9 protein-coding genes and 2 pseudogenes are annotated in these 12,215 nt (G+C 75.6%); 7 read left to right on the top strand and 4 right to left on the bottom strand.

The features are described 5' to 3' along the window. The 3 genes and pseudogenes from EDJALFJO_RS11115 to EDJALFJO_RS11120 form a co-directional block, all read left to right on the top strand. Positions 1–3,245: pseudogene (locus EDJALFJO_RS11115) on the top strand (helicase-related protein); the annotation flags it as partial. Position 3,246: 1 nt separating this feature from the next. Continuing rightward, a pseudogene (locus tag EDJALFJO_RS36365) lies at positions 3,247–4,105 on the top strand (DEAD/DEAH box helicase); the annotation flags it as partial. A 257-nt stretch (positions 4,106–4,362) separates the two neighbouring features. Then, positions 4,363–5,037, top strand: coding sequence for a LamG-like jellyroll fold domain-containing protein (locus EDJALFJO_RS11120; protein WP_088285143.1), 675 nt, complete (start codon positions 4,363–4,365; stop codon positions 5,035–5,037). Between the two features lie 89 nt (positions 5,038–5,126). On the opposite strand, the gene EDJALFJO_RS11125 is transcribed toward EDJALFJO_RS11120, so the two are convergent. The 4 genes from EDJALFJO_RS11125 to EDJALFJO_RS11140 form a co-directional block, all read right to left on the bottom strand. Continuing rightward, positions 5,127–5,867 carry a response regulator transcription factor gene (locus EDJALFJO_RS11125; RefSeq protein WP_088285145.1) on the bottom strand — a complete coding sequence of 247 codons (741 nt, stop codon included), beginning with the start codon at positions 5,865–5,867 and terminating at the stop codon, positions 5,127–5,129. Next, positions 5,860–7,041 (bottom strand): sensor histidine kinase, encoded by a 1,182-nt coding sequence (locus tag EDJALFJO_RS11130; RefSeq protein WP_088285147.1) that lies wholly within the window; start codon positions 7,039–7,041, stop codon positions 5,860–5,862. Before EDJALFJO_RS11130 ends, EDJALFJO_RS11125 begins: the two co-directional genes overlap by 8 nt. Further along, positions 7,041–7,682: a hypothetical protein gene (locus EDJALFJO_RS11135; RefSeq protein ID WP_088285149.1), complete on the bottom strand. Its 642-nt coding sequence runs from the start codon at positions 7,680–7,682 to the stop codon at positions 7,041–7,043. Before EDJALFJO_RS11135 ends, EDJALFJO_RS11130 begins: the two co-directional genes overlap by 1 nt. 72 nt (positions 7,683–7,754) lie before the next feature. Beyond that, on the bottom strand, positions 7,755–8,384 hold the full coding sequence (locus tag EDJALFJO_RS11140) for an RNA polymerase sigma factor (RefSeq protein ID WP_088285150.1): 630 nt from the start codon (positions 8,382–8,384) through the stop codon (positions 7,755–7,757). Between the two features lie 169 nt (positions 8,385–8,553). On the opposite strand from EDJALFJO_RS11140, the gene EDJALFJO_RS11145 reads away from it, so the two are divergent. The 4 genes from EDJALFJO_RS11145 to EDJALFJO_RS11160 all read left to right on the top strand — a co-directional run bounded on the left by EDJALFJO_RS11145 (position 8,554) and on the right by EDJALFJO_RS11160 (position 12,197). Further along, a complete protein-coding gene (locus tag EDJALFJO_RS11145; RefSeq protein WP_158220393.1) occupies positions 8,554–9,216 on the top strand; it encodes an RNA polymerase sigma factor in 663 nt (220 codons plus the stop codon). Beyond that, positions 9,213–10,205, top strand: coding sequence for a hypothetical protein (locus EDJALFJO_RS11150; RefSeq protein ID WP_088285154.1), 993 nt, complete (start codon positions 9,213–9,215; stop codon positions 10,203–10,205). The genes EDJALFJO_RS11145 and EDJALFJO_RS11150 overlap by 4 nt, the downstream gene beginning before the upstream one ends. A 92-nt stretch (positions 10,206–10,297) precedes the next feature. After that, positions 10,298–11,188, top strand: coding sequence for a DNA-formamidopyrimidine glycosylase family protein (locus tag EDJALFJO_RS11155; protein WP_088285181.1), 891 nt, complete (start codon positions 10,298–10,300; stop codon positions 11,186–11,188). Positions 11,189–11,261: 73 nt separating this feature from the next. Then, positions 11,262–12,197 carry an acyl-ACP desaturase gene (locus EDJALFJO_RS11160; protein ID WP_088285156.1) on the top strand — a complete coding sequence of 312 codons (936 nt, stop codon included), beginning with the start codon at positions 11,262–11,264 and terminating at the stop codon, positions 12,195–12,197. Positions 12,198–12,215 lie beyond the last annotated feature (18 nt).

Genomic DNA, 12,215 nt, shown 5'->3' on the forward strand with positions numbered 1-12,215 from the left:
GGCGCGCCACCGGGCACCCCGGTCGCGGCGGCGCGGACGGCGCACCGGGGGGCTGGGCGGAGCCCGACCTCACCGGGGCCGCGGCGGGTGCGCTGCGGCGGCCGTCGATCTGGCCGCACGTCGAGGAACGCGTCGTCGACCTCATCGCCGAGCACCGCTCGACCCTCGTCTTCTCGAACTCGCGCCGGCTCGCCGAGCGGCTCACCGCCCGGCTCAACGAGGTCTGGCACGAGCGGACGACGGGCGAGGAGCTGCCCGAGCCGGGCTCGGTGCAGCCGGCCGCGCTGATGGCGCAGGCCGGGGCCGCGGTCGGGGTCCCCACGACGCTCGCCCGCGCGCACCACGGCTCGGTGAGCAAGGAGCAGCGCTCGATCATCGAGGAGGAGCTCAAGGCCGGCAGGCTGCCGGCGGTCGTCGCGACGTCCAGCCTCGAGCTCGGCATCGACATGGGCGCCGTCGACCTCGTCGTCCAGGTCGAGTCGCCGCCGAGCGTCGCGAGCGGCCTGCAGCGGGTCGGCCGGGCCGGGCACCAGGTCGGCGCGGTGTCGCGCGGCGTGCTCTTCCCGAAGTTCCGCAGCGACCTCGTGCAGACCGCCGTCGTCGTGGAGCGCATGCGCGACGGGAAGATCGAGGCGCTGCGGGTGCCCACGAACCCGCTCGACGTCCTCGCCCAGCAGATCGTCGCGATGCTCGCCATGGAGCCGTGGTCGGTCGACGACCTCGAGGCGCTCGTCCGGCGGGCGGCCCCGTTCTCGACGCTGACCCGGGGGGTGCTCGAGGCCGTGCTCGACATGCTCTCCGGGCGGTACCCGAGCGACGAGTTCGCCGAGCTGCGGCCCCGCCTCGTCTGGGACCGGCTCACCGGCACCGTGAGCGCGCGCCCCGGTGCGCAGCGGCTCGCGGTGACGTCCGGCGGGACGATCCCCGACCGCGGCCTCTTCGGGGTGTTCCTCGCCGGCGGCGACGAGGCCCGCAAGGGCGCCGGCCGCCGGGTCGGGGAGCTCGACGAGGAGATGGTCTACGAGTCCCGGGTCGGTGACGTCTTCACGCTCGGCTCGTCCTCGTGGCGGATCGAGGAGATCACCCACGACCGGGTGCTCGTCACGCCCGCCCCGGGCCAGCCGGGCAAGCTGCCGTTCTGGCACGGCGACGCCCAGGGCCGGCCCGCCGAGCTCGGCCGCGCGGTCGGTGCGTTCGTCCGCGAGCTGACCCGGCTCGACGACGACGCGGCGCGCGAGCGGGCCCGGGTCGCCGGGCTCGACGAGTGGGCCGCCGACAACCTGCTCGCCTACCTGCGCGAGCAGCAGGCGGCAACCCGGCACGTGCCGGACGACCGGACCCTCGTCGTGGAGCGGTTCCGCGACGAGCTCGGGGACTGGCGGGTCGTCGTCCACTCGCCGTTCGGCGGCCAGGTCCACGCCCCGTGGGCGCTCGCCGTCGCGGCCCGGTTCCGGGAGCGGTTCGGCGTCGAGGTGCAGGCGATGCACGGGGACGACGGGATCGTCCTGCGGCTGCCGGACGTCGAGACCGCGGACGGCCGGGCCCCCGACGTCGCCGACCTCATGACCCTCGACGCCGACGACGTCGAGGACCTCGTGACCACCGAGCTCGGCGGCTCGGCGCTGTTCGCCGCCCGGTTCCGCGAGTGCGCCGCCCGGGCGTTGCTGCTGCCGCGCCGCACGCCCGGCAAACGGCAGCCGCTGTGGCAGCAGCGCCAGCGGGCGGCCCAGCTGCTCCAGGTCGCGAGCCGCTACGGGTCGTTCCCGATCGTCCTGGAGACGGTCCGGGAGTGCCTCCAGGACGTGTTCGACGTCCCCGGGCTCGTCGAGCTCATGAAGGACCTCGCGTCCCGCAAGGTCAAGGTCGTCGAGGTCGAGACCGCCCAGCCGTCGCCGTTCGCCCGCAGCCTGCTCTTCGGCTACGTGGCGCAGTTCCTCTACGAGGGGGACTCGCCGCTCGCCGAGCGCCGGGCCGCGGCGCTCGCGCTCGACCCGACGCTGCTCGCCGAGCTGCTCGGGCGCGGCGAGGGCGCGGCGCTGCGCGACCTGCTCGACCCGGCCGCCCTCACCCGCACCGAGGCTGAGCTGCAGCGACTCGACCCGGGCCGCCGGGTCCGCGGTCTCGAGGGGGTCGCCGACCTGCTGCGGCTGCTCGGCCCGCTGACCACCGCCGAGGTCGCCGCCCGGGCGACGACCGGTGAGACCGACGCCGGCGAGGCCGTCCTCCCGACGGTCGCGGCCGGCTGGCTCGACGCGCTCGAGGCGGCCCGGCGGGTCATCCGGGTCCGGGTCGCCGGCGAGCAGCGCTGGGCCGTCGTCGAGGACGCCGGCCGGCTGCGGGACGCGCTCGGGACGCCGCTGCCCGTCGGGATCGCCGAGGTCTTCACCGAGCCCGTCCCCGACCCGCTCGCCGACCTGCTCGGCCGGCACGCCCGCACCCACGGCCCGTTCACCGCCCACGACGTCGCGGCCCGGTACGGCCTCGGGCCCGCCGTCGTCACCGAGGCGCTGCGCCGGCTCGTCGCGGCCGGCCGGCTCGTCGAGGGCGAGCTGCGCCCGCTGGAGTCCGGCGGCGGCCAGGGCACCGACTACTGCGACGCCGAGGTCCTGCGGACGCTGCGCCGCCGCTCGCTCGCGGCGCTGCGCGCGGAGGTCGAGCCGGTGCCGGCCGCCGACCTCGCCCGGTTCCTGCCGGCCTGGCAGGGCGTCGGCTCGTCGGTGCGCGGGGCGGAGGGGGTGCTGCGCGCGGTCGAGCAGCTCGCGGGTGCGGTCGTCCCGGCGAGCGCGCTCGAGACGCTCGTGCTGCCGGCCCGGGTGCCCGGCTACTCCCCCACGATGCTCGACGAGCTCACCGCGGCGGGCGAGGTCGTGTGGTCCGGGCACGGCGCCCTCCCCGGTGAGGACGGCTGGGTCGCGCTGCACCCCGCCGACCTCGCGCCGCTCACGCTGCCCGACCCGGACGCCGACCTCGTGGTCGGCGACATCCACCAGGCGGTGCTCGACGCCCTCGCCGGCGGCGGCGCGTTCTTCTTCCGCGCCCTCTCGGACACCGCCGGTCTGACGGACGACGCCAAGCTCACCGACGCCCTGTGGGACCTGCTCTGGGCCGGCCACCTGACGAACGACACCCTCGCCCCGCTGCGGGCACGGCTGTCCGGCGGCCGGACGACGCACCGGTCGAAGCCCGCGGCACCGCGAGCCCGGTACGGCGGCGGCCGGTACGCCGGGCTGCGGGCCGCCGCCGTANCGCCGGGCGGGCCGCGCTGCCGAGCCGGTCCGGGCCGCCGGTGGCGGCCGGGCGCTGGTCGCTGCTGCCGCCGCGGGAGGCCGACGCGACGCTGCGCGCGCACGCCGGCGCCGAGGTGCTCCTCGAGCGGCACGGCGTCGTGACCCGGGGCGCCGTCGGTGCGGAGCGGGTGCCGGGCGGGTTCGCCGCGGTGTACCGCGTGCTGTCCGCGTTCGAGGACGCCGGCCGGGTGCGCCGCGGCTACTTCGTCGAGGGCCTCGGTGCCGCCCAGTTCGGCACGACCGGGGCGGTCGACCGGCTGCGCGCCTCGGCGCGCCCGGTCGGGGACGGGCCGACCGACGGATACGGCGACGGGTTCGGGGAGGGCTTCGGCGACGGGTACGGCCGCGGCTCCGGCGGCGCGGTCCGCGACACGAGCGGGCGGACCGTCGTCCTCGCCGCGGCCGATCCGGCGAACCCCTACGGCGCCGCGCTCCCCTGGCCCGACCGGCCGGAGCGTCCCGGCCGGGCCGGCCCGGCCGACCGCGCCGGTGCGACGGACGCACCGACGGCGGCGCCCACGGGTGCGGGGCACAAGCCGGGCCGCAAGGCCGGTGCGCTCGTCGTCCTCGTCGACGGGGCGCTCGTCCTCTACGTCGAGCGCGGCGGCCGCTCGCTGCTGTCGTTCACCGCGAGCGAGCCGGTCCTTCAGTCCGCCGCCGACGCGCTCGCCCTCTCGGTCCGGGACGGCGCCCTCGGCCGGCTCACCGTCGAGCGCGCCGACGGCGAGGGTGTCCTGTCCGGCGAGCACCCGCTGGCAAGGGCGCTCGCCGCGGCCGGCTTCCACGCGACCCCGCGCGGGCTGCGGCTGCGGGCCTGACCGCGCGGGATGCGGGGGCGGCCCGGCAGTCGGCAGGCCCCGGAGCGGCCCGGCACGTGAGAGCGGAACCCGCTCCGAGGGCCCGCAGCAGAGGGGAACGGGCCGGACGGCACGGCAGTCGGTCACGGCGCCGACGCGACCGGTCAGGTTCGTGACACTCCGGGCGTTCTCCCGCGAACGGCGCGGTCGGCTGCGAAGATCGCTGGCGCGACGGCGGACCCTCGCCGGTCGCGGGGCGAACCATCGAAGGGGCAACCATGAACAGCACGAGGCTGATGAGGCGTGCGGCCGCAGGGGCGGTCGCCGGGGCCGCGGCGGTCCTCCTCCTGCCGGGAACCGCGGGCGCGGCGACCGAGCGGGCGCACTGGTCGTTCGAGGACACCGGCTCCACCGCGGCGGACTCGTCGGGGAACGGCAGCACCGGCACGCTGAAGAACCTCACGACCGGCGTCGCGGGGTCGACCGGCAAGGCGTTCGAGTGGTCGACGAAGCCGAGCTACGTCACCGTGCCCGACAAGTCCGTGCTCGACCCGGGCACGTCGTCGTACTCCGTCTCGCTCAAGGTGAGGTTCACCGTGCTGCCGTCGTCGTCGGTCGGCGACTACGACCTCGTCCGCAAGGGGCTGTCGACGACCTCCGGCGGGAGCTGGAAGGTCGAGATCGTCAAGAGCGGCCAGGCGCTGTGCAACTTCCGCGGGTCCGGCGGCCAGGGCCAGCTCACCAAGGGGCCCACGCTCAACGACGGGGCCTGGCACACGATCACGTGCGCCCGGACGTCGTCCAAGGTCACGCTGACCGTCGACGGCACCTCATGGAGCACGTCGAAGTCGACCGGCAAGATCAGCAACAGCTCAGCGATCCTCATCGGCGCCAAGGACACCTCCGGCCACGACCAGTTCACCGGCCTGCTCGACGAGGTCGTCATCTCCTGACACCGTCCTCTGGCGGGTAACGCACCCCAAGACGCGAGTTTGGGGTCGTTCACCCGCCAGAGGACGCCCCCTCCGACAGCTGGACGACGTCACGTCCGGCGCGGGGGCGGCTGGTCCTGCGGCCCGACGAGGCCGGTCTTGTACGCGACGACGACGGCCTGCGAACGGTCGTGGACCCCGAGCTTGTAGAGCACCCGGCCGACGTGCGTCTTCACGGTCGCCTCGCTGACGACGAGGTGCGCCGCGATGTCCGTGTTCGTCAGGCCGTGCGCCACGAGCACGAGCACCTCCTGCTCGCGGACCGTGAGCTGTTCGAGCTCGGCGGCCGTCGGCAGGGACTGCTGCGGCCGCGCGGTGAAGTCGGCGAGGAGCGTGCGGGCGACCTGCGGGTCGAGCCAGGCGTTGCCGGCGGCGACCGCGCGGATCGCCTCCCCGAGCCAGTGCGGCGCGGCGTTCTTCAGCAGGAACCCGGACGCCCCCGCGCGCAGCGCCTCGAAGACCGCGTCGTCCTCGTTGAACGTCGTGAGGACGAGCACCGCCGTCTCGAAGCCGGACTCCGCGATGAACTCGTCGCCCACGAGCCGGCGGGTCGCCTCCACGCCGCCCGCGCGCGGCATCCGGATGTCCATGACGACGACGTCGGGGCGCAGCCGGTGCGCGAGCTCGACCGCCTGCAGGCCGTCCGTCGCCTCACCGACGACCCTCAGATCGGGCTCGGAGTCCACGAGCATCGCCAGGCCGGCGCGCACCAGCGGCTCGTCGTCCACGAGCAGGACCCCGACGGTGCGGTCCCCGACGCTGTGGTCCCCGGCAGCGGGCAGGTCAGCCATGCGTGGCCGCCGCCCGCTCCCGGGCCGCGGGCAGCCGGGCCAGGACGCGGAACGTCCCGTCGGGCTGCGGACCGGCGAGCAGGTGCCCGTCGACGGACAGCACCCGCTCGCGCATCCCGACCAGGCCGTAGCCGCCGCCCTCGGGCCGCCCGGCCGCCGCCCGCCGGCCGGGCGCCCTGCGGTTGAGCACCTCGAGCTCGACGTCGTCCTCGAGCCAGCGCAGCCGCACCTCGACCGGGGCCGCCGGGTCGGCGTACCGGGTCGCGTTCGTCAGCGCCTCCTGGGCGATCCGGTAGACCGTGAGGTCGACGCCCGGCTCGAGCGCGCGGGGCTCGCCCTCGACGACGAGCCGCGCGTCGGTACCTCCGGCCGCGACCCGGTCGACGAGCGAGGGCAGGTTCGTCAGGCCGCTCGGGGAGGACGCGACCCCGGCGCCCGGCGGGGCGTCGTCCGGGCGCAGCAGCACGAGCATCCGGCGCAACTCGACGAGCGCCTGCTGGCCGAGGGTGTCGACGTGCGCGAGCGCGGCCGCCGCCCGGTCCGGGTCCTGCCGGACGAACCGCGCCGCTCCCCCGGCCTGCAGGAGCATGAGCGTCACCGAGTGGGCCACGACGTCGTGCAGGTCGCGGGCGATGCGGGTGCGTTCCGCAGCGATCGCCTCCTCGGCGGAGCGCCGGGACGCCTCGTGCCGCTGGCCCGACCACCGGGCCCAGCGGGCGACCCCGAACAGCGCCGCGAGGAGCACCACGTTCGGCACGGCCGCCGCGACGAACGCCGACGCGCGGTGGTCGGGGGACGCGTCGCGCACGTTCGTCGCGACGACGGCGGCCGCGGGGAGGGACGCGACCGCCAAGGCGCCCACCGCCTCGGCGAGCCGGGACGTCGCGGCCACCGTGTACAGCCCCAACCACCACGAGAACGTCGGGAAGTACGTCGCGGTGACCGCCGGCGCGAGCAGCGCGTGCCCGACGACGACGAGGAACACCGCCCGCGGGTACCGCCGGCGGACGACGAGCGGCACGTACCCGAGGAACGCGTAGGCGATGCCGATCGCGGGCAGGATGCCGCGCTGCTGCTCGTTGCCGGACGACACGACGAGGTCCAGCACCCACAGCGCCATCGGCGGGACGACGTCGACGAGCACCCGGCGCCGCGCCTGGTCCGGCAGCCCCATCAGACGCCCGGCTCCCCCGCCGCGGACGTCACGTCATCCGGGGTGTCCTCCGCGACCCGGGCCTTGCAGCACGAGCTCCACGGGAAGACGCAGCAGAAGCCGAACGCGACCGTGCCACCCCGCCCGTGGCAGTGCTCGCTGACCCGGCGCCCGCGGGCCGCCCGCTCGGCCTCGACGACGAGGTCGAGGTCGCTGAGCGGCCGCTCGAGCACACCGTCCGGCAGCACGCCCGCGCCGACGAGCGCACGCCACAGGCCCGGCTCCGCGTCGATGCTCCGTGCGACGGCCCGGACGTCGTACGCCGTGTGCAACGGGGTGTGCCGGGACGCCGCGGCGAGCGTGACGACGGCCAGCCCTTCCGGGCCGCCGGCCAGGTTGCGGACCTCGACGCGGTCGACGGCGATCCGCTCGAGGTCGACGCGCGGCGGCCGGTGCCCGTCACCGGCCACCCGCCGGGTCGGGCGCGGGAAGGACGCGAGGAGCACCTCGAACCAGTCGTCGTCGGAGGCGAGCACCTTCTCCGGCGCGGGGGCGAGGACGACGTCCGCGGCGACGAGCACCCCCCACCCGAGGTGCCGGTCACGGGCCGAGCCGGCGGCGACGTGCTGGAGCGAGACGATCGGCGGTGCGGGGAATCCCACAGGAACCTCCTGGGCCTGGGCGCGACGCGGACGTCGCACCGATCATGTCGATGATCAGGAACAAGTGTGGCGTCAACGGACACTTCGGAGAATCGGCAGGTGCCGCTCTTCCTCGGACAGATCGCTGCGGAGGTCGCTGCGTACATCGCCGACGAGACGCCGGTCCCGGCGCAGCCGCGCCAGGGCGCGCATCCGGGTCGGCCCCAGGCTGCCCACCGGCAGACCGAGGCGCCGGGACGTCTCCGCGTAGCTGGCACCGTCGTTGTCGAGCATCGCGAGCAGGACCGACCGCTGCCGGGCGGGCAGGTCAGCGACGGCGGCGTACAGGGTCGCCGCGTCGAGCCGCCGGGCGACGTCGTCGTGCGGGTCGCCGTCCCCGTCGGTGGCGGCGATGCACCACGTCTCGTCCCCGGGGTCCCGGGGTACGGTGCGGGCGCGCAGCCGCAGCGTCCGCAGGCTCTCCCGGCGGCACGTGGTGACGAGCCAGCCGCCGAGCGCCTCGGGCTCGCGGACCCGGTCGAGGTTCTCCCACAACCGCAGCCAGGTCGTCTGGACGACGTCGTCGCCGTCCTCCGGCGCGAGGCGGTGCCGCCGCACCACCCACCGGAGCAGCGGACCGAACCGCTGCGCCGCCTCGTCCCAGTCCGTCGGCGAACCGGCCTTGAGCCGTTCGAGGACGTCGTCCGGCGATCTGCTTCCCATGGGTGGATCCCCCGATCCTGGCCTGGCGGGTGTCGGGCGGCGGACGGCGGGCCGGCCGTGCTGCCACCGCTGCCAGCGTGCTCCGGGGACCGGGTCCCGGTCGTCAGTCCAGGAGGCTGTCCCGGCGATCACCGCCGGGTGGTACGCGAGCGGGCCGCGTCATCCCGGCGTGGTAGCCGTCACCCGGTCGGCGGCGGGCCCGGTCAAGCCCCGGCGCCGGGACGCCGATCACGACGAGGTGCTGCCGGCCGAGGAGTTCGCCGCGCTGCTGCCCGCCGCGCGGGCCGGCGGCGGCTGGGCGCTGACCCGGCTCTGGGAGGCCTACTCCCCCGCGGTCCGGCGCTACGCGGCGTCGCGCGGCTCGACCGAGCCGGACGACCTCACGAGTGAGGTCTTCCTCGGTGTGCTCACCGGGCTGTCGTCGTTCGACGGCGACGAGGCGGCGTTCCGGACCTGGCTCTTCACGGTGACGCACCGGCGGATGCTCGACGAGCTGCGCAAGCGCACCCGCCGGCGCACCGACCCCGCGGCCGAGGTCGACGACGGCCGGTTCGAGGTGAGCGCGGAGGACCGGGCGGTGGAGAACGACGGCACCGCCCGCGCCGTCGCGCTGCTCGGGCACCTGTCCCCCGACCAGCAGGAGGTCCTGTACCTGCGGATCGTCGCGGACCTGTCGGTCGAGCAGGTCGCCGAGGCCGTCGGGAAGCGTCCCGGCGCGGTGAAGGCGCTCCAGCGGCGGGGCCTCGACTCCCTCAGACGGGTGATTCCGGCACAGCGCGTGGCCTCACCCGTACCCTCCGTCGACCCTGACGCGATGACGGAGACGAGATGAGCACACGACGCCGCATCAGCGACCCCGTCACCGACGCCGTCCTGCGTGGGGACGGCCCGGGTCTGCGGACCCAGGGCCGGCCCGACCTGGCCGCCGTCGCGGACGCCGTCGCGCCGCTGCGCCGTGCCGCTCAGGACGGACCGGTGCAGCCGACACCTGCGCTGGCCGCCCTCCTGGTGCACGGCACCCGGGGTCTCGTCCACCCGACGGGGACGGCGCCGGTCACGGCACCGCACCCGGCCGCGGGACCGACCGGCCGCCACGGCCGCAGGGTCACCGCACCGAACCGGAGGAAGCGCATGGTCTGGGAGTGGCTCGGCGGGCTCGGGCTCGCCGCGAAGCTGGGCGCGGCCTCGGCCGTCGCCGTCGCGAGCGTCGGGCTCACCGGTGCGGCGGGCGCGCTGCCCGACCCGGTGCAGAACGACTTTGACAAGGTCGTCGCCACGGTGTCGCCGTTCGACGGCGGGGACGACCCGGCCACCGGGATCTCCGTCGAGGACGACGCGACCCCGACCGACGACGCCACCCCGGGCGCGACGCCGACGGACGACGCGACGACCCCGGGCGACGGCCCGTCGACCGGGGCGACGCCGTCCGGCGACGGCACGACCGGCGACGCGACGCCGTCCGGCACCCGGTCGGACGACGCCGACGACGACTCCGAGGACTCCGAGGACTCCGAGGACTCCGACGAGGCCGGCGACGACCACGGCGGCCGCACGCACGAGGACGACGACGCGGACGACGACTCCGACCACCGCTCGTCAACGTCCGGCTCGCGGCACGGGTCCGGCTCCTCGAAGGGCGACGACCGGTCCGGCTCCGGCAGCGGCTCCCGCTCGGACGACGACGCCGACGAGGACCGCTCCGGCTCGTCCGACGACGAGGCCGACGAGGCCGACGACGAGAACCGCTCGGGCTCCGGCGGGGGCGGGGCGGACGACAGCTCCGGCAAGGACTCGCACGAGGACGAGCCGGAGGACGACTGACGGCAACGGCGCCGTCGCACCAGACCCGGCGGGCGGTTCCGGTCAGGGGACTCGCCACGCCGCTCGCGTCACCCTCGGGCAGAGTGTTCCTCGTGCCCGAGGGTGACGTGGTCTGGCGGACGGCCCAGCGGCTCCATGCCGCGCTGGCCGGCCGGGTCCTGCTGCGCACCGACCTGCGGTGGCCCTCGCTCGCCACGGTCGACCTCGCCGGCCGCCCGGTCCTCGAGGTCGTGAGCGCCGGCAAGCACCTCCTCACCCGGGTCGCCGGCACGGACGACGGACCGGGCTGGACCCTGCACAGCCACCTGCGGATGGAGGGCTCCTGGCACGTCCACCGCACCGGTGAGCCGTGGCGCGGCGGCCGACCGGACCACGGGATCCGCGCGCTGCTCGTCAACGACACGTGGACGGCGGTCGGTCACCGCCTCGGGATGCTCGACCTCGTCCCCACCGACCAGGAGAGCACCCTCGTCGGGCACCTCGGCCCCGACCTGCTCGGCCCGTCGTGGGACGCCGCAGCGGCCGTGGCCCGCCTCGTCGCCGACCCGGCCCGCCCCGTCGGCGAGGCGCTCCTCGACCAGCGGGTGCTCGCGGGGGTCGGCACGTTCTTCATGTGCGAGGCGCTCTTCCTGCGCGGGGTCACGCCGTGGACGCCCGTGGGCGACGCCGGCGACCCCGCCGCGCTCGTCGACCTGCTCCACCGGCTGCTCACCGCGAACCGCGACCGCGCCGTCCAGTCGACGACCGGCGACACCCGGGACGGCCGCACCCAGTACGTCCACGCCCGTTCCGGTCGGCCCTGTCGGCGGTGCGGCGCGACGGTGCGGGTGGCGTCCATCGGGCGGGCCCCCACCGACCGGGTCGCCTTCTGGTGCCCGCGGTGCCAGCACGGCCCGACCCCGACGGACAGCGGGGCCCCGATGCGGCCGCTGGGCAGCCCGCGGCCCGACCGGGCGCGGTCCCGCCCGTCGGGCTGGACCTGACGGCACCCCTGGACGAGGTTACGGTGGCGTAGGAAACTCAGCCCGACACCGCCCGCGAGCCAGGGAGTCCACCATGGCCCAGTACACGCAAGCGCAGCTCCTCCACGAGCTCGAACCGGCCGTCGCCAAGGAGCTCGACCGGCACATCGCGGTCGCCAAGGAGTGGATGCCGCACGAGTACATCCCCTGGACCGAGGGCAGCAACTTCGACGGCCCGTTCGGCGGGCAGGCATGGGACGTCAGCCAGTCGAAGGTCAGCGAGACCGCCCGGACGGCGCTCGTCGTCAACCTCCTCACCGAGGACAACCTGCCGAGCTACCACCGCGAGATCTACCAGTCGTTCGGGCCGGACGGCGCGTGGGGCACCTGGATCGGCCGCTGGACCGCCGAGGAGGGCCGGCACGGGATCGCGATCCGCGACTACCTGCTGACGACCCGGGCCGTCGACCCGGTCGCGCTCGAGCGCGAGCGGATGATCCACATGACGCAGGGCTTCGAGAGCTCGTACGAGCTCGACATGCTCCACACCGTCGCGTACGTCTCGTTCCAGGAGCTCGCGACGCGGATCTCGCACCGCAACACCGGGAAGTTCACCGAGGACCCGTTCTGCGAGCAGCTCCTCGCGCGGATCTCCGTCGACGAGAACCTTCACATGGTCTTCTACCGCAACCTGCTCGCCCAGGCGCTCGAGCTCGCGCCGGACCAGACGATCCAGGCGGTCTGGGACGTCGTCGAGGGCTTCCAGATGCCCGGCTCGACGATCGAGGGCTTCACCCGGCGCTCGCTGCAGATCGCGCTCGCCGGGATCTACGACCTGCGGATCCACCGCGACGAGGTGCTCAACCCGGTCCTCAAGTTCTGGAAGCTCTTCGACATCGAGGGCCTGTCCGCCGAGGGCGAGCAGGCCCGCGACAAGCTCGCGACCTTCATGGACGCCCTCGACAAGAAGGCCGCCCGCTTCGAGGACAAGCGCGAGATGATCAAGGCCCGCCAAGCCTCCCAGGCCTGACCCGCGTCCCGAACACCC

The organism is Kineosporia sp. A_224 (assembly GCF_002198655.1).
In the GTDB taxonomy this organism is placed as follows: domain Bacteria; phylum Actinomycetota; class Actinomycetes; order Actinomycetales; family Kineosporiaceae; genus R-H-3.